This is a genomic window from Mycobacterium hubeiense (assembly GCF_002838065.1).
In the GTDB taxonomy this organism is placed as follows: domain Bacteria; phylum Actinomycetota; class Actinomycetes; order Mycobacteriales; family Mycobacteriaceae; genus Mycobacterium; species Mycobacterium hubeiense.
Genome location: NZ_PIZU01000017.1, coordinates 79675 through 96700, shown reverse-complemented (window position 1 = coordinate 96700; position 17026 = coordinate 79675). Strand labels below are relative to the sequence as shown.

Below are 17026 nucleotides of genomic sequence, written 5' to 3'. Positions count from 1 at the left end.
CCCTAAGTTGTCGAGTGAAATGAGGGCAGATGTCCGACCAAAAGACATCGCGTGGGATCCAAGGTGCGCTGGTCAAGCTGTGGCGCGGCGGCGACTACGAGATGACCGTCACGGGCCGGACCGAGATCACCCCGAACTACCTGCGGCTGCATTTCACGGCGCCCGAGCTGCTCAACGACCGTCCCCTCCACCCGACGATGTGGGTGCGCGGCTGGTTTCCCGACGGTGCGAAATCGCACCAGCGCGGCTACACCCTGGTCAATCCCGACCCCGCGGCGGGCACGGTGGACATCGACTTCGCCATGCACGACGGGCTGGCCACGCGATGGGCGCAGCAGGCGAAGGCCGGCGACGTGCTCGAGGTGACCGTGCTGGGCAGCAACTTCTCGCTGCCCGAGCCGCCTCCGGCCGGATACGTCATCGTCGGCGACACCGCCTCGCTGCCCGCCATCAACTCCCTGCTCGACGCGATCGGTGACGCCCCGGCGCGGGTGTTCCTGGAGTCGGCGCACGACGACGACCGCGAGCTGCCGATCGCGCGGGACGCCGACGTGGTGTGGGTAGATCGCAAGAACGCCGGCGAGGCGCTGGTCGAGGCGGTGCGCTCGGCGGCGTTCGACGCGTCCGACCACTTCGGCTGGGTGGCGTGCGACAACCGCACCACCCGCGCAGTGGCCAAGCTGTTCCGCGAGGAATACCAGATCCCCCGCAAATCCATTAAGGCGCAGGCGTACTGGTCGGCCTGACGGTCGCTCGCGGCTATTGGCCCGCCCGCTCGGCGGCGGGTATCACGGTGGGGAGTACGAACTCCTCGATCATGGCCCTCTCGTCGGCTTCGTCGCGGCCGGGGAAGACCAGCAGCGACGTCATCACCCGCACCAGCCAGCGCGCCCGGTGCTCGACGTTGTCGCCGGGGCCCAGCGAGGCGACGAACGCCTCCACCAACGCCTTGATGACGTCGGACTGTTCGGCCATCTCGCCGCCGATGGGCCGTTGATTGGTGGCGAACCACGATGACAACGCGGGACTTTCGCGGACCATGCGCAGCGCCACCGTGATGCCGTCGAGCAGCCGCTGCGCTGGATCGTGGACGCCGGCCAGCTTCTCCGTCATCTCCTGGTAGACGCGATAACTCTCTCGGTGCACATACGCGGTGTAGAGCGCCTCGCGATTCTCAAAGTACCGATACAGCGTGGCCCGTGAACATCCTGCCGCACTGGCGATTTCGTGCATGCCGACGGTGGCGGCCTCCTGCCGGGCGAACAACTCGCCGGCCGCGTCGAGGATGCGGTCGGCGGCCACCTCGGAGCGTCGTGCGGCGAGCCAGTCGCCGGGCATCAGGACCTCACCGTGAACGGCACCGACAGCGGCCGTCGTACGTAGCTTCCACCGGCCCAGACGACGCCGGACTCGTCGATCTCGAAATCCGGGCAGCGCGAGAGCAACTCGGTCAACGCGACCCGCGATTGCATACGCGCCGCGGCCGCACCCAGGCAGAAGTGGGCGCCGTGGCTGAACGTCAGGATGTTGCGCGGACGTCGAGTGACGTCGAGTTCGCCTGCGTCCGGGCCGAATTCACGCTCGTCGCGGTTGCCCGACCCGTACAGCAGCAGGGTCTTGCGGCCCTGCGGAATCGTGGTGTCACCGATGGTGACATCGCGGGTGGCGGTGCGGGCCAAGCCTTGAACGGGCGAGGTGAGGCGCAGGAACTCGTCGATCGCGTCGGGGATCAGCGCGGGATTCTCCGCCAGCAGCCGCCGCTGGTCCGGCCGACGGTGCAGCAGCTGCACGGTGCCGCCCAGCATGCCGGTGGTGGTGTCGTTGCCGCCGGTGACCATCGTGAACGTGAACGCCAGGATCGACAGCGTGCCCGCGATATCGCCATCGGCGCCCAGGCCCGCGGCCACCAGATGCGAGATGGTGTCGTCCTCGGGCTCACGGCGCCGCCGCTCGATGAGCTCGGAGAAGTAGCCCATCATCTGCATGACGGCGTCGCCCGCGGTCGCCACGCCGCCGGGTTCGGTGCTGGCCGCGACGATCGCGTCGGTCCACCCGTCGAACTGTGTGCGATCCTCCTCGGGCACACCGAGGTAATGCGCCACCACCATCGACGGCAGCGGTTTGAACAACTCCGCGACGATGTCGCCCCCGCCCTTCGCGCGCAACCCCTCGATGCGCTCGACGACGAACTCGCGGACCTTGGGCTCCACGGCCTCCACTTGGCGAGGCGTGAAGCCGCGTGAAACCAGCTTGCGAAACTCGGTGTGCACCGGCGGATCCTGCATGACGAACGGCGGATTGTCCGCCAGGCCGATCATTTCCAGTTCGCCGTAGTTGACGGTCAGCCCCTGTGCCGAGGAGAAGGTCTCGTGATCGCGCGCCGCCGCCCAGATGTCGGCGTGGCGAGACAGCACGTAGTAGTCATGCTCGGGGTGGTCGGCCGGCACGACGTGGTGTACCGGATCGTGGTCGCGCAGCGCCGAGTACATCGGCCACGGGTTGGGCCAGGTGTCGGCGTCGGCGAGTTCGAAGCGTGCCTCATGAGACACAGAAGCTGTCATGTCTCATGAGTACGACAAATCCCAGACGGTGTCAACTGCCGGCGTTACGTACGCGAACCGCTAGATCGCCGCGCCCGGATTGAGGATGTTGTCCGGATCGAGCGCCTGCTTGATCCGCTGGTTGAGCGCCATCGCCTCAGGCCCCAACTGGCCCGCCAGCCACGGCCGCTTGAGCCGGCCGACGCCGTGTTCGCCGGTGATGGTGCCGCCCAGGCCGACAGCGAGATCCATGATCTCGCCGAACGCGGTGTGCGCGCGTTCGGCCATCGCGGGGTCGGCGGGATCGAAGACGATCAGCGGATGGGTGTTGCCGTCGCCGGCGTGCGCGATCACCGAGATCATCAGGTCGTGCCGGGCCGCAATTTTCGCCACGCCGCCGACCAGATCGGCCAGCGCCGGCAGCGGCACCCCGACGTCCTCGAGCAGCAGCGAACCCTTGGCCTCCACCGCTGGGATCGCGAAGCGCCGGGCCGCGACGAACGCCTCGCCCTCGTCCGGGTCGTCGGTCGAAAACACTTCTTTCGCACCGGCTTCGGTGAATACCCGCGCCATGAATTCGGCGTCTTCGGTGCCGGCCGCGCCGCGGTCGTCGGAGGAGGCCACCATCATCGCGGCGGCATTGCGGTCCAAGCCCATCCGCAGTTTGTCCTCGACGGCGTTGATCGCGACCGAGTCCATGAACTCCAGCATCGACGGCCGGATCTTGCCGGTGATCGTGACGACGGCGCTCGCGGCTGCCTCCACCGAATCGAACGTCGCCACCACGGTGCATGCCGGATGCTGGGCCGGCAACAGCTTCAGGGTCACCTCGGTGATCACCCCCAGCGTGCCCTCGCTGCCGACGAACAACTTCGTCAACGACAGCCCCGCAACGTCTTTGAGGCGCGGCCCGCCGAGGCGCACCGCGGTGCCGTCGGCCAGCACCACCTGAAGGCCCAGCACGTAATCGGTGGTGACGCCGTACTTCACGCAGCACAGCCCGCCGGCGTTGGTGGCGATGTTGCCGCCGATGCTGCAGATCTCGAACGACGACGGATCCGGCGGGTACCACAGCCCGTAGTCGGCGACGGCCTTCTTGACTTCGGCATTCAGCAGGCCGGGCTGGACGACGGCGGTGCGCGTCACCGGGTCGACGGTGATATCGCGCATCTTCTCGGTCGACAGCACGATGGCGCCGTCAAGCGCCGTCGCCCCGCCGGACAGCCCGGTGCCCATGCCGCGCGGTACCACCGCGATCTTGTGCGCCGACGCCCACCGCAACACCGTCTGCACCTCTTCGGTGCGCCGCGGCCGGATCACGGCCATCGCGGTCCCGGCGCTGGGATCGAAGGCGCGGTCCTGCCGGTACGAGGCGAGGATGTCGGGATCGGTGACGACGACACCCTCGGGCAGCTCGGCAATGAGCTCGGCCAATACGGACTGCACCCCCCAATCCTAGTCAGCGCACGGCAAACACCCGATAGTGCACCGCCGAGAGCGAAACCTCGTTGATCGCAACAGTATGAACCGCGTTGAGCCACCGATAGCGTTCGTCGTCGGTGTCGAACAACGGGCTGGACCGCGCGTACATCTCGTCGTGGCGGATCAGTTCACCCGCCGAAAAGCGTTGGGCTACTTCGGGGCTCATCTGGATGCGGCCGGTGTTGGTGAAGTGGATATCCGCGCCGTCGTCGGTGCGCAGCGTGGCCCGCACGTCCAGGCGGGCCACCCGATCGGTGCCGAACAGTGCCCAGTCGCCACCGCCGGGCAGCACGTCCGCGGCGATCGCGTGGCCCTCGCAGCGGCCCTCTTTGATCATGCTCGTAATCCGCATGCCGACCGGCGTGGTGAAGATGTGCACCGGATCGAGCGCGATGCGAATGTCCAGCAGATGCTCGAGCGCCGGCTCCGCGGCGATGTCGACCAACATCACAGCGGCCTGATGGCGTCGGCGAAACGATCGGCCACCCCGGCCGGATCGTCCAGCGAGATCTGCGGGTCAAAGATGTCTAGCCGTCGCAACATCAGGCGTGCGGCGGCGTCGTCGGATGCCGTGATGCGGCACTGCGGCCCGTCGCCCGGTCCGGCCGACCAGGCGCTGCCGTCCCAGCTGATGGCCACCGTCTTGGACGGCGCGACGACCGTGAAGCCGATCGGTCCGCTGCCCATCGGCGCGGCCTGCATCAGCAGATAGAGCTCGCCGAACCCGAACATCGCCTCGAGCGTCGCCGGACTGAACGGTGCCTGCAGGTCGCCGCGCGCGATCGCCAAGTCGTTGCGGTGCACACCGAATTCGATGACCAGACATTGCAGCGCGACGTCGGCAGGGTAGCCGCCGAACGGCATCGGAACCGTCGGCCACGGCGACGGCCCACGGTCCACGGCATCACGCAGGTGATCGACGCCCAACCGAATCGCTTCAGCGAAATCCTTGCTGTCCAAGGCCAATTCGCCGGGAGGTGTTGACGTGCCCAGACGCGCCCGGTGAAAGGACTCCGCGTCGCGAAAGATGCCGCTTGCGACATGGGCGGCCAGGTCGTCGATGGTCCAGCCCTCGCAGGGAGTCGGGGAGTGGCGGTCGACGGTCTCGTCGAGAAGGTCGGCGAAAGCCAGAGCCTCCGCCGCGGCCTCATCGGCCAGCTTGGTGAGTGTGGTCATGTGAACACGCTAAATCCAGATACTTGGAAAAAGCAAGTACTAACTCTGAAAAACCAAGCACCCAGTAGACTGCCGCTATGGCGTCCCGCTCCTACGGTCAGCACTGTGCGCTCGCGAAGAGCCTCGATCTGGTCGGCGACCGCTGGTCGCTGCTGATCGTGCGCGACCTGCTCGACGGGCCGAAGCGCTACGGCGACCTGCTGGCGGGGCTGAAACCGATCGCCACCGACATGTTGGCCGGGCGTTTGCGTGACCTGGAGAAACACGGCCTGGTCCGCAAGCGCAGCCTGCCCAAACCGGCGACCGGCAGCGTCTACGAGCTCACCGACGACGGGCGCGCACTCGAAGACGTCGTCAACGCATTCGCGCGGTGGGGCCGACACCTGCTCGAGACCCGCGAACCACGCGACGCGGTGCGCCCCGAATGGTTGGCCAGGGCCGTGCGGGCCTTCGTCCGCGAGGACCGCAGCGGACCGGACACCGTCGTGCGCTTGGTGACGCCGGAGGGCGCGACGACGATGCGCATCGGTCGCCACAGCGTCGACACGGTCGACGATGACACCGCCGTCGACGTTACGCTGACCGGCGACGTCGATGTGCTGGCCGCGGCGATGGACCCCGGCCGGGTGCCCGCGCTGGTCGCCGACGGCAAGCTCAACATCGACGGCGACCCGCGGGCGGTGCGACGACTCGCGAAAGTCTTTGCCCCGCCGCGGGTCCGGGCCTAGCCAACGCCGGCGCTAACGGTCCAGCTCCCGCAGCGCCGGCAAGAACACCGCGACCACGCCCAGCAACAGCATCGGCAGCGACAGCGCCAGAAACGTCGCGTGCAGGCCCGCCGCATCGGCCAGCGGCCCGGCCACGATCAACCCCAACGGTCCCGCCGCATAGGCCAGCGAACCCATCACCCCGACCACCCGGCCGCGCAGGTGCTGCGGCGCGCGGGTCTGCATGACGTAGTTGTAGATCGGCGCGATCGGCCCGTACACGAAGCCAACGATGCCGCACAGGACCAAGATCAGCGGCAGCGGCGGCAGGAACGCGATCACCGTCATCGCCACACCCAGCGTCAGCACCGCGGTCAACATCACCGCCCGCCGGCTCATGTACTTCGACAGCACCGCGTAACCCAGCGCGCCGATCAGGCCGCCGACGCTCAACGCCATCAGCACCCAGCCCAGCTGTGCCGGCTCGTCGCGGTCGCTGAAGTACTTCGGAAACAGCACGCTCTCCATCGGCATGTACAGCCCCGTCGCGGCCAAATCCACGAATGCCAACGTCCGTAAAACCGGTGTGCGCCAGACGAACCGGAGCCCCTCGACGATGCCCGTCCACACCCGCTCGGGCAGCTGCTCAAGGTCGGGCTTGCCGGCGCCTTCCAGCCGCAGCACCGAGATCGCGGCGATCGACAAGCCGAACGTGCCCGCCGTCACCCACATGGTGTTGATGCCGCCCAATGTGGCGATCAGCAGGCCGCCGATGCCGGGGCCGACGATGTAGGCCAGGTTGAACACCGCCTCGTAGACGCTGTTGGCGTGATCCAGCGTCCACCCGGCGCGGGTCGCCGCCTCCGGCAGCATGGTCTCGCGCGCCGTCATCCCTGCCGGGTCGAAGAACGCGCCCAGCGCGGCCAGCCCGGCGAGCACCGCGACGTTGACCGCGTCCGCCCCGAACGTCAGCGCCAACACCGGCACCGCCGCCACCGACAACGCGGACAGCAGATCGGAGATCATCGACACCCGCCGCCGGCCCAGGTAATCCACTGCCGCGCCGGCGATCAGCGTGGCCACCAGCAGCGGCAAAGTCCCCGCCATGGCCACGATCGACGCGTCCAGCGCGGATCCGGTGCGCCGCAACACCAACCAGGGGAACGCGACGATCGAGATGCCGTTGCCCGTACCGGCCATCAGCGCGGCGAACAGGATCAGCAACAGTGGGCCGCGCTTGGAGGTGTTCATCGGATACCGCGGCCGAATCTAACAGCGAACCAACCCGCTCGGCACCGCATTTTCCGCGGCGGGCACAGTAATGGTGTGCTGTTGGCTCATCCCCGCACCGGCGCGTTGTTCGACTCGCCGGTGCCGCCGGGTGCCGGCTGGCCGGGTGATCCCGCGACGCCCGACACCGTGGCCGCACTCGACGCCGCGCAGGTCTGCGCGCTGGCCGCCGCCGTGACGTCGGTCGACGAGCTCGACGCCTTGGTGTCGGTGTGCCGCGCCTGTCCCCGGCTGGTGGCCTGGCGCGAAGAAGTGGCGGTCGTCAAGCGGAAGTCGTTTGCCGATCAGCCCTACTGGGGCCGACCCGTAACCGGTTGGGGCGCAAAAGAACCACGATTGATGATCGTCGGTCTGGCACCGGCCGCCCACGGCGGCAACCGCACCGGGCGGGTGTTCACCGGTGACCGATCCGGCGACTTCCTGTTCGCCGCCCTGCACCGCGCCGGGCTGGCCAACCAGCCCGAGTGCGTGGACGCCGCAGATGGGTTGGTGCTCAAGCACACTCGGGTCGCGGCGGCAGTGCGATGCGCACCGCCGGGTAATGCGCCCACGCCGGCCGAGCGCGTGACGTGTGCGCCGTGGCTGGACGCCGAATGGCGGCTCGTCGGCCCCCATGTAAAGGTGATCGTGGCGCTCGGCGCGTTCGCCTGGCGCGCGGCGTTGCACATGGTGGGTGATCACCCGAAGCCGGCCCCGAAGTTCGGCCACGCCGCGACGGCCGAGCTGCCGTCTGGCAGGCACCTGATCGGCTGCTTCCATCCCAGCCAGCAGAACACCTTCACCGGGAAGCTGACACCGGCGATGCTCGACGAAATCTTCGCTCATGCAAAGGATCTGATGTCATGAGCGTCACCGTCATCACCGACAGCGTCGCGTGTCTGTCTCCGCAGCTGCGGGCCCGGCTCAATATCGGCATGGTCGGCATCATCCTCATCCTCGACGGCACGCAGTACCGCGACGGCGTCGACCTCACCGCGGAAGAGTTCTACGCCCGCCTCGACGACACCATCAGCCACAAGACCGCCGCGCCGTCGGTGGGGGACTGGCTCGACGTCATGGCGGGTGCGGTCGACGCCGGCGCCGACGGTCTGCTCGTCGTCACCCTGGCGCAACGGTTGAGCAGCACCTTCGACAGCGCGCGCGCGGCCGCCAGAATCGTCGGCGTCCCCGCAGAAGTCGTGGATTCCAAGACCGCGGCCGCCGCCGAGGGCCTATACGTGCGTCGGCTCGCCGAAGAGGCGCACCGCGGTGCAAGTCTCGAGGTACTGGTCCGAAATGCCGAAAGTCGGCGTGGCTCATACCGTCTGGAGTTCGTGCTCGAGGGGCTCAAGCGGCTCGCCTACACGGGGCGGATGCCGACGTCGCTCGCGAAGTTCGGCGACGCCATCGACGTCAAGCCGATGCTGACCTTCGGACCCGAAGCCGAGGTGCGGCCCGTCGGGGCGGTGCGCGGCATCCGTCGCGGCATCGAGCGCGTCTATCGGCGGGTGCTGGCGGTTTTCCCGGAGGGCAGCCCCGGCCGCGTCGTGGTCAGCCACGCGCTGCTGGACGACGACGCCCGTCAGCTCGCCGAGCGCATCCGCATCGCACGACCCGACGTCGAGGTCGACATCGCGCTGTTCAGCCCGGTGATGGCCGCCAGCACCGGTCCGGTCATCGGTGTGGCGTGGGAGGATCCGGCGCTGACGGCTACCGGTTGACCGGGTGCTGCTCGAACGCCCACTCGACCGCCCGCGTCACCGCGGGGACACCTTCGAGCTGGAACGCGTGCCCCATGCCGTCGACGAGATCGATGCGACGGGGGTCGGACGCCGCGCGGTACACGTCCAGCGCCGCCCGCGCTCGAACCATCGCGTCGGCCTTGCCGTGCACGATGGCCACCGGCACATGAACCCGTCGCACCTGGGCGGTGGGCGCGCCGGAGGACTGCCAGATCGGCGAGATGCGCGTCCCGGTCGCGCGGCGCATGTACGCGCGTCCGGCCGTGGTGCGGGTGAACAGGGCCGCCGCTGCGCCACGGGCCGTGGTGACCGATCGCCACGACGTCGCGATGCTGACCAAGACGATGCCCGCCAGCCCGCCGTTGCCGACCGCATGCGACAGCACCGCCAGCGCCCCCATCGACGCGCCGACCGTGACGATCTGGTCGACCGCGCCGCCGAGGTGGGCCACCGCGGCCCCGACGTCGTGTACCTCGAGACGGCCCAGCGTGCACTCGCCGTCGGACATGCCGTGCCCGCGTCCGTCGTACGTCAGCACCAGGTAGCCGGCATCAGCCAGTGAGCGCGCTTGTTCGACGACGGCTTCGAGTCGACGGGTGGCCGAAAAGCCGTGCACGACAACGACTCCGCCGCGGGGTGTGTCGGACGGGTGGTACACGTCGCCGGCTAGCCGGGCGCCGTCGGCCGTCCGCAGGATGATGTCGTCGACGCGGGTCACTGCACCGCGCCGCCATGTTGGCCGGCGAGGTCGGTGACTTCGACCTCCGAGACGGCGCCGGCCTCCCGCGCCGCGGCGAGCGCGCCGTCCACGTCGTCGGTGTGCACGTGGCAGCGCCAGGTGTGATCGCCGCCCGCGATTGCGATCGTGTCGCCGAGCGCCAGCCACCTCTCGCGCAGCTGCTGCAACCGGGCGCGGTCGGCGCTGATAAGGCACATCACCTCGTATTGTCCGCCGGCGCCGGCCTCCATGGCTTCCGCCTGCTGTGTCGCGGACGCGAGTTCGATCGGCGGATTCGCCAATCCGGTGACCGCCTCCGCCAGCGCGTCCAGGAACAACACATAGCCCACCCCGCCGGCGTCGACCACCCCCGCGCGGGCGAGCGCGGGCAGCAGATCGGGTGTCCGCATCAACGAGCGCCGCGCTTCCTCGGCGGCGGCGGTGACCACGTCGGCGATGGCGCCGGCGGCCGCCACGGCCGTCGCCCGCCGGGCCGCGTCGTCGGCCACGGTCAGGATGGTGCCCTCGACCGGGTCGCCGACGGCGTCGCGGGCCGCCGCCGCGGCCGCGGTGAGCGCCGAGGCCAGGTCCGCGGCCTGGAAGCGATCGGGCAGGCTGGTGGCGAACCCGCGCAATGCCTGCCCGAAGATCACGCCCGAGCTGCCGCGACCGCCGTACAAAGCGCCGGTCGCGACCGCGTCCACGACGTCGCCCGGAAGCCGAGCGGTGACCGCGTCCATCATCGCGACCAGGTTGTCGCCGGTGTCGCCGTCGGGTACGGGATAAACATTGAGGCGGTTCAGCTCGTCGCGGTGGCGGTCCAGTCGCGCCGCCAGTAACCCGACCATCGCCTCCAGGGTCGCCGCCCGTGTCTCGTCACGCCGGGCACGGCGACGGTCGGCGTCGTAGAGCAGCCGGTTCGCCGCGATCTGCAGCTTGTCGGCCGGGAACGGTGCGTTGCCGAGCACCCGCTTGACGAACATTGGCAGCACGACGGCCCCGGCCAGCGCCAACCCCCAACCGGTGTGGGTGACGGTCAGCACCACCACCAGAATCAGGTCGGCGACGAAGGCCGCCAGCCCGGTTTCCTTGACCAGCCGACCGATCGCGAGCCCCGCCAGCAGCAGCGCCGCGCCCGGCCAGTACAGGACGGCCAGCGCGCCCATGGCCGGCGACAACCCCCGGCCGCCGGCGCCGCGCAGGAACACCGACCAGCAGTGGCCGATCACCACGGCCGCGNCCAGCAGCAGCGCCGCGCCCGGCCAGTACAGGACGGCCAGCGCGCCCATGGCCGGCGACAACCCCCGGCCGCCGGCGCCGCGCAGGAACACCGACCAGCAGTGGCCGATCACCACGGCCGCGGCCGCGCCGACCGCCAACCACTTGTCGTCGCGGGCGAGCATCGCGGCGGCCACACCCTTGAGCACGTCCAGCCCGCCGCCCAGCGCGACCGCGCCGAAGCCGCCGACCCGGTACAGGCCGGTGCCGGAAACGGTGCCGGTGCCGACCGAACGCAAATCAGTGCCGTGCCGGCGCAGGGAAACGATCTGAGCGAACGGGACCGCGCCCAGCAGATACGCCCCAACCACGACGAGGACGTCCATATGTCGATAGCAGCGCCGTAACGTGAGCTTGTCAACTGTTTCGCCTGCCCAGGGAACGCGTTGCGGCGAATTGGCGTTGACGCTGTCATGCGACTTTCCGTGCTCGATCTCGTCCCGGTGCGCACCGACCAGTCGACGTCGGATGCGTTGGCGGCGACGACGCACCTGGCGCAGACGGCCGACCGGCTCGGCTACACCCGTTACTGGCTCGCCGAGCACCACAACATGCCTGCGGTGGCAGCCACCAGCCCGCCGGTGCTGATTGCGCACCTGGCCGCGCAGACGTCGCAACTGCGGCTCGGCTCGGGCGGCGTGATGCTGCCCAATCACGCGCCGCTGGCCGTCGCCGAGCAGTTCGCGCTGCTGGAGGCCGCGCATCCCGGGCGCATCGACCTCGGCATCGGCCGGGCGCCCGGTTCGGATCCGGTGACGTCGATGGCGCTGCGCGGTGCGGCCGGCCGCGATGATCGCGACATCGAGGCGTTCCCCGATTATCTGGACGACGTGGTCGCATTGATGAGCGCCCGCGGGGTGCGGGTGCCCATCCCGAATCAGCGCTACATCCTCAAGGCCACACCCTTGGCGACCTCAGAGCCGATGCTGTGGCTGCTCGGCTCGTCGATGTATTCCGCGCATCTGGCGGCGGCCAAGGGATTGCCGTATGTGTTCGCGCATCACTTCTCGGGTCAGGGCACCGCTGAAGCGCTGGCGGTGTACCGCTCCGAGTTCCGGCCGAGTGATCTGGCTTCGGAGCCGCTGACATTCCTGACGGTCAACGCCGTGGTAGCCGAAACATCCGCTGAGGCAAGGGCTTTGATGCTGCCGAACCTGCAGATGATGGCTCGGCTTCGCACCGGTCAGCCGCTCGGGGCGCTCGACCTCGTCGAGGACGCCGAAGCGGCGTCGCTGAGTCCGCAGGAGCAGCGGATCGTCGACGCCGGGTTGCGGCGGGCGGTCGTCGGATCACCTTCTGAGGCCGCCGAGCAGATGCGGGCGCTGGCCGAGGAATTCGGCGTCGACGAGGTGATGGTCAACCCCGTCGCATCGGCCCGGCGCGGTACGGATCCGGCGTCGTCGCCAGGACGCGTCAAGACACTGGAGCTGTTGGCCAAAGAGCTGTTCTAAGGCGTCAGCACCACCACGGGGATCGGCCGCGACGTCCGCTTCTGGTAGTTCTCGTAGCGGTTGGCGTTGTTCTTGTTGACGATCTCCCACAGCCGTTTGTAGTCCGGATCGTCGGGCAGCACGGGCTTGGCCGTTACCTTGAATCGTTTTGGCCCGACGTTGATTTCGACGTTCGGGTTCTTCTTCAGGTTGTGGTACCAGCCGGGCGCCTTGGGGTCACCGCCCTTTGAGGCGACGACGAGGTACGTGTCGCCGTCCCTGGCGTAGGTCAGCGAATTCGTGCGCGGCAGTCCGGTCTTGGCGCCGACGGTATGCAGCAGCAGGTTCGGCGGGCCGAACGGGATCCGGTGGCCGATGCGGCCGTTGGTGCCCTGGTAGATCTTGTCGTGCAGCATCAACAGCGGCACGCCGATGCGCTGCTCGATCATCCGGGAAATGTCCATGACGCTCAGTCTTGCTGAGCCGCATCCAACTGCGCCAGCGCCTCGCGCAGCAACCGGCCGGACTCCTCGCGGTCGGGGTCACGGCGCAGCACCATGCCCCTGGCGAATGACAGCTTGTCCCCGCTGCGCCGCGGCACTACGTGCAGGTGGATGTGGAAGACACTCTGGAACGCCGACTTGCCGTCGTTGATGACGACATTGTTGCCGTCGGCATCCAGACCCGACAGGCGCGCGGCCTTGGCGATGCGCTGGCCCAGCGTCGCCATGCCCGCGACCGTATCCGGCGCGGTGTCGGTCAGGTCGACGGTGTGGCGCTTCGGGAACACCAGGGTGTGGCCGCGGGTGAACGGGCGGATGTCGAGGATGGCCAGATAGTCGTCGTCCTCGTAGATGCGGATGGCCGGGGCGTCGCCGGCGACGATGGCGCAGAAGACACAGGACATGCCGCAACGGTAGCGGGTCGTCGCGAGGCCAACCCGAGGCCAACACCCGCGAGACTGTTGTTACCGGGGTCGCTACTCGCACTTCGTCTGGATAACGACAGTCTCGCGGTGGTGGGCTGGAGCGGCTAGACGTTTTGTTTGGCCCACTCGCTCAAGCGGCGTTTGGCCTCCTCCGGTGACACGTCCTCGACGCGGGTCATCACCGTCCAGCGCTGACCGAACGGGTCGACGATCGACGCGAACCGGTCACCGGTGACGAAGGTCTGCGCAGGCTCGCGGACCGTGGCGCCCGCGGCCTCGGCCTTGGCGACAACCGCGTCGACGTCCTCGCAGTACAGCCCGATCGAATGGGTGGCCGGGGCATGGGGGTCCGGCGCGGCGATCTGATAGGCCTCCGCCGGGTCGCCCAGTTGCAGCCGGCCGTTGCCGAAATCGAGTTCGGCATGGGCGACCGTGCCGTCGGGTCCGTCCATCCGATCTACCAGTTTGGCGCCGAAAACCGACTCGTAGAAGTCGATCGCCTCTGCGGCGCCGTCGACACACAGAAACGGGGTCAGGCTCGTGTAGCCCTCCGGAATCGCTTTGACGCTCATGTCACCGAGTGTCGTGACGGACCCCCAAGGCCCGCTTGGAAAAACGCGCCAACGCGTTCACGGATGCACGGGGGCGAGCGTCTCGTTGATGACGCCCGGCGGCTGCCTCACCGGCGGTGGTGGGGGAGCGGGCGTCAGCACCTCGCTGATCCCGCCGACCGGCGGCACGTCAAACCTCGGCTTCGGCGGGTCGCAGCGGGCTTCCTGGCCGGGCTGCTGGTCGTGCCACACCCCGCCGAGCCCTTTACAGCACCCCTTCACGCCCTCGTACCAGCTGACGTAGTCGTCTTCCTTCTGCGCTTCGTAGCCCGTCACGCATTCTTGATAGGCGGCTTCGTCCCAGCCCTGGGTGTCGGCGCAGGCGATCGCACTGTCGCCAAAAGCGCTGCCGCTCAACGTCGCAGCCACCGCAATCAAGCCGCCGAGCGCAAGCTGCCGAAAATGTGCGCTTCTAGATAGAGATATCATCAGGCGTCCTCACGTGATGAGGCGGCCTCAACGTCCGTCCGCGGATCGGACGGAAAGGTCGAAAATGTGCTAGCCGGCAAAGTCTAGGCCTGGCAGGGCACCTGCAAGACGGGTTCGCAGAACTCGTAGCCTTGACATCCGTGGGCGCTTGGAAAAACGCGACACAACCGGCCCCCATCCGCGGCCTGGTCGGGCGCGCCGCGAGCGCCGACGTCTTCGACCTGCACCGCTGGGCGCCATCAGAGGACACTGCACGGTTCGTCGACCATTTCTGGTCAGTCAGCTGGGATCTTCGCGGGCGCGAACCGCACGACAGCACCGTGATCACGTTCCCGTCGGTTCATCTCACCCATGAGTGGGGGGAAGACGGTCCGCGACACGGTTTTCGGTTGCCGGCGACACTGGTTCACGGTGTGGTGGAGCGGGTGTTTCGCACCACGATCAGCGAGCGCGGCGCGGTGGTCGGCGCGCGGTTCCGCCCGGGTGGCTTTGCGGCGCGGTTCAACCGGGATGCGTCCGCATTGACCGGGCGCGTGCAACTGGCCGACGAGGAGTTGTTCGGTGGGCCAATCGATCTCGACAACGACATCAGCTCGGCGGCCGCTGCGCTGGATGTCGCGATCGCGGCCTACCGGGGTGAACTCGATGCGACGTACGTGGCGCTCACCGCGTTGATCGACCGGATCCGCGATGACGACCGGTTGCACCGGGTGGATCAGGTGATGCAGTGCTCGCCGTGGAGCGTGCGCACGACGCAGCGGGTGTTTCGTCGATACGTCGGCGTCCCGGTGAAATGGGTGCTGTGCCGATACCGCTTGCAGCAGGCCGCGCTGGAAATCGAGACCCATCCAAGCGTCGACTTCGCCGACCTGGCCGTCCGGCTCGGCTGGTATGACCAGGCGCATTTCATCAACGACTTCCGTGCGATGCTGGGCTGCACGCCGGGCGAGTATGCCGCCAGACACGGCGGCTGAGGGTCACGCCAATGCGGTCCGCCAGGCTCGCAGTTTGTCCGGGTAGCGCATGGTCTGAGCCGGGCTCGTCGACGGCAGCCGCACGGTGGGGATCGACGGCTTGTCCTGCACCAGCCGGCTGAAGTTCTGTTCGGCCGCCGCGCCGTTGAAGACGATGCGCTCGATCGTCGGATGCTCGACGAGCAGCGCCGCAAAATCGTTGGGCACCATGCTGTCTCGTTCCACGGCGGAGTCCAGGCTGCCGACGCGGCGGCACGAATGCAGCACATCCCACACCGCGACACCGTGGGACTGCAACGCCGCGACGCGCTCCTGATATGGGCCGGCGGAGTCGAACCCGAAGATCTCACCGGTGATGCGCCAGAACGCATTTCGTGGGTTTGCGTAGTACTGCCCAGCCGCCAGCGACATCGCGCTCGGCATGTTGCCGAGGATCAGCAGCCGCGCGCCGTCGCCGATGATCGGCGGCAGTCCGTACAGCGTCGTCATGGTCCCATCACATCGGACATCGTGCCGAAGCGGACGCGGAATCGGACTCGACGGCCCCGGTTGAGCGAATAGTGTGGCGGCATGGAGGCTGACCTCGATTTCGAGGCGCTGGGCCTGCTCGACGGGCTCGAGGGCGAGGCGCGTAAAGAACGCGCGGAGCTTATCGCCTGGCTGCTCGAGCGGGGCTTTGACATCGAACACATTCGCGCGTCGGTGGCGGCTCCGCTGATGCTGCCCGCCTACCGGGTGCTGGGCGACGACGGGACCCTCGTATCGGCGCGCGAAATCTGCGAGTCGACGGGAATCGAGCTGGAGCTGCTGCAACGCCTGCAGCGGGCCATCGGCCTGCCCCGCATCGATGATCCCGATGCCGCTGTCTTGCCGCGTGCGGACGCCGAAGCGGTACGGCACGTGACGTTCTTTTTGGATCTCGGCTATCACCCCGACGATGCGGTTGCCGTGATGCGGGTGCTCGTGGAGAGCCTGGGGCATGCGGCCGCGATGATGCGCGAAGCGGCCCTGAAGACGCTGTTGCGGCCGGGGGCCACCGAGATCGAATTGGCCAAGGCGTCCGAGCAGTTGGCGATTCGCGCGGCTCCCAAGATCGGGCCGCTGATGGACGACCTGACACGTCTGGAACTGCGGCACTCGTTCGAGCAGGAGGCCGTCACCGCCGCCGAGCGCGCCGCGGGCATGCTGCCCGGCGCCCGAGCGGTCACTGTCGCCTTTGCCGACGTCGCCGGGTTCACCCGGCTGGGGGAGGCGATGCCGCCCGAGGAGTTGGAGCGCCTGGCCAGCCGGCTGGCCGAACTTGCCCACGATGTCGCGACGGCTCCGGTCCGGTTCGTCAAATCGATTGGCGACGCGGTGATGCTGGTGTCCTTCCAGGCCGTCCCGCTGTTGTCGGCGGTGCTGGACCTCGCCGACGAAGCGGCGGCAAATGACTTGCCACGCTTGCGAATCGGTGTGGCATCCGGTTGCGCGGTCACCCGGGCCGGCGACTGGTATGGCAGTCCCGTCAATCTGGCCAGCCGGGTGACCGCCGCCGCGCGTCCCGGGACGGTGCTGGTCGCGGAATCGACGCGGGACGCCGTCGGCAACGCCGATGGCTTCGAATGGTTCCCGATGGGTGCACGCCGCCTCAAAGGCGTGCGCGACGAAGTGAAGCTCTTCCGCGTCGAGCGGGCTTAACCCGCCCGGGGCGGGCTTTATCGAAACTTCATCGAACCACTAGCGGAGCCTGATGGATCGCC

The 17026-nt window shown here is 68.5% G+C and carries 20 protein-coding genes; 7 read left to right on the top strand and 13 right to left on the bottom strand.

The features are described from left to right. The first annotated feature begins 29 nt into the window (after positions 1 to 29). Positions 30 to 746 carry a siderophore-interacting protein gene (locus CWS39_RS15095; RefSeq protein ID WP_102143735.1) on the top strand — a complete coding sequence of 239 codons (717 nt, stop codon included), beginning with the start codon at positions 30 to 32 and terminating at the stop codon, positions 744 to 746. 13 nt (positions 747 to 759) lie between these two features. Here the strand turns inward: CWS39_RS15095 and CWS39_RS15090 are convergent, their stop codons facing one another. From CWS39_RS15090 to CWS39_RS15070, 5 genes are read right to left on the bottom strand one after another with little or no spacing between them, the layout of a single operon-like run. Then, on the bottom strand, positions 760 to 1338 hold the full coding sequence (locus CWS39_RS15090; protein ID WP_102143734.1) for a TetR/AcrR family transcriptional regulator: 579 nt from the start codon (positions 1336 to 1338) through the stop codon (positions 760 to 762). Beyond that, positions 1338 to 2561 (bottom strand): cytochrome P450, encoded by a 1224-nt coding sequence (locus CWS39_RS15085; RefSeq protein WP_102143733.1) that lies wholly within the window; start codon positions 2559 to 2561, stop codon positions 1338 to 1340. The genes CWS39_RS15090 and CWS39_RS15085 overlap by 1 nt, the downstream gene beginning before the upstream one ends. 60 nt (positions 2562 to 2621) lie before the next feature. Next, positions 2622 to 3986, bottom strand: coding sequence for an FAD-binding oxidoreductase (locus CWS39_RS15080; protein WP_102143732.1), 1365 nt, complete (start codon positions 3984 to 3986; stop codon positions 2622 to 2624). A gap of 13 nt (positions 3987 to 3999) precedes the next feature. Continuing rightward, on the bottom strand, positions 4000 to 4470 hold the full coding sequence (locus CWS39_RS15075) for a DUF3237 domain-containing protein (protein WP_102143731.1): 471 nt from the start codon (positions 4468 to 4470) through the stop codon (positions 4000 to 4002). Further along, a complete protein-coding gene (locus CWS39_RS15070) occupies positions 4470 to 5198 on the bottom strand; it encodes a maleylpyruvate isomerase family mycothiol-dependent enzyme (protein WP_102143730.1) in 729 nt (242 codons plus the stop codon). Before CWS39_RS15070 ends, CWS39_RS15075 begins: the two co-directional genes overlap by 1 nt. A gap of 77 nt (positions 5199 to 5275) precedes the next feature. Between CWS39_RS15070 and CWS39_RS15065 the strand changes: the two genes are divergently transcribed. Continuing rightward, a complete protein-coding gene (locus CWS39_RS15065; RefSeq protein WP_102143729.1) occupies positions 5276 to 5926 on the top strand; it encodes a winged helix-turn-helix transcriptional regulator in 651 nt (216 codons plus the stop codon). A gap of 12 nt (positions 5927 to 5938) precedes the next feature. Here the strand turns inward: CWS39_RS15065 and tap are convergent, their stop codons facing one another. Continuing rightward, entirely contained in the window at positions 5939 to 7156 is a 1218-nt protein-coding gene (gene tap / locus CWS39_RS15060; protein WP_102143728.1) for a multidrug efflux MFS transporter Tap, read from the bottom strand. 75 nt (positions 7157 to 7231) lie between these two features. On the opposite strand from tap, the gene CWS39_RS15055 reads away from it, so the two are divergent. Together CWS39_RS15055 and CWS39_RS15050 are read left to right on the top strand one after the other, a co-directional pair. Beyond that, positions 7232 to 8041 (top strand): uracil-DNA glycosylase, encoded by an 810-nt coding sequence (locus CWS39_RS15055; protein WP_102143727.1) that lies wholly within the window; start codon positions 7232 to 7234, stop codon positions 8039 to 8041. After that, a complete protein-coding gene (locus tag CWS39_RS15050; protein WP_102143726.1) occupies positions 8038 to 8895 on the top strand; it encodes a DegV family protein in 858 nt (285 codons plus the stop codon). Before CWS39_RS15055 ends, CWS39_RS15050 begins: the two co-directional genes overlap by 4 nt. On the opposite strand, the gene CWS39_RS15045 is transcribed toward CWS39_RS15050, so the two are convergent. Continuing rightward, a complete protein-coding gene (locus CWS39_RS15045; RefSeq protein ID WP_158240350.1) occupies positions 8885 to 9634 on the bottom strand; it encodes an alpha/beta hydrolase in 750 nt (249 codons plus the stop codon). The genes CWS39_RS15050 and CWS39_RS15045 overlap by 11 nt on opposite strands. Beyond that, positions 9631 to 11238: a glycerol-3-phosphate acyltransferase gene (locus CWS39_RS15040; RefSeq protein WP_102143724.1), complete on the bottom strand. Its 1608-nt coding sequence runs from the start codon at positions 11236 to 11238 to the stop codon at positions 9631 to 9633. The genes CWS39_RS15045 and CWS39_RS15040 overlap by 4 nt, the downstream gene beginning before the upstream one ends. 87 nt (positions 11239 to 11325) lie before the next feature. Here CWS39_RS15040 and CWS39_RS15035 point away from each other — a divergent pair, with 87 nt between their 5' ends. Next, complete coding sequence (locus CWS39_RS15035; protein WP_102143723.1) at positions 11326 to 12363, top strand: LLM class flavin-dependent oxidoreductase; 1038 nt, start codon at positions 11326 to 11328, stop codon at positions 12361 to 12363. Here CWS39_RS15035 and CWS39_RS15030 read toward each other — a convergent pair. From CWS39_RS15030 to CWS39_RS15015, 4 genes are all read right to left on the bottom strand, one after another. Next, entirely contained in the window at positions 12360 to 12806 is a 447-nt protein-coding gene (locus CWS39_RS15030; RefSeq protein ID WP_102143722.1) for a nitroreductase family deazaflavin-dependent oxidoreductase, read from the bottom strand. The genes CWS39_RS15035 and CWS39_RS15030 overlap by 4 nt on opposite strands. A gap of 5 nt (positions 12807 to 12811) precedes the next feature. Next, a complete protein-coding gene (locus CWS39_RS15025; protein ID WP_102143721.1) occupies positions 12812 to 13249 on the bottom strand; it encodes an HIT family protein in 438 nt (145 codons plus the stop codon). Between the two features lie 125 nt (positions 13250 to 13374). Beyond that, positions 13375 to 13842 carry a VOC family protein gene (locus CWS39_RS15020; protein WP_102143720.1) on the bottom strand — a complete coding sequence of 156 codons (468 nt, stop codon included), beginning with the start codon at positions 13840 to 13842 and terminating at the stop codon, positions 13375 to 13377. A gap of 57 nt (positions 13843 to 13899) precedes the next feature. After that, positions 13900 to 14259, bottom strand: a complete 360-nt coding sequence (locus CWS39_RS15015; protein WP_142386849.1) for a hypothetical protein — start codon at positions 14257 to 14259, stop codon at positions 13900 to 13902. 191 nt (positions 14260 to 14450) lie between these two features. Here CWS39_RS15015 and CWS39_RS15010 point away from each other — a divergent pair, with 191 nt between their 5' ends. Continuing rightward, complete coding sequence (locus CWS39_RS15010) at positions 14451 to 15284, top strand: AraC family transcriptional regulator (RefSeq protein ID WP_102143718.1); 834 nt, start codon at positions 14451 to 14453, stop codon at positions 15282 to 15284. Positions 15285 to 15287: 3 nt separating this feature from the next. On the opposite strand, the gene CWS39_RS15005 is transcribed toward CWS39_RS15010, so the two are convergent. Further along, positions 15288 to 15773, bottom strand: a complete 486-nt coding sequence (locus CWS39_RS15005) for a DNA-deoxyinosine glycosylase (protein ID WP_102143717.1) — start codon at positions 15771 to 15773, stop codon at positions 15288 to 15290. 81 nt (positions 15774 to 15854) lie between these two features. Between CWS39_RS15005 and CWS39_RS15000 the strand changes: the two genes are divergently transcribed. Further along, complete coding sequence (locus CWS39_RS15000) at positions 15855 to 16964, top strand: adenylate/guanylate cyclase domain-containing protein (protein ID WP_102143716.1); 1110 nt, start codon at positions 15855 to 15857, stop codon at positions 16962 to 16964. Positions 16965 to 17026: the final 62 nt, after the last annotated feature.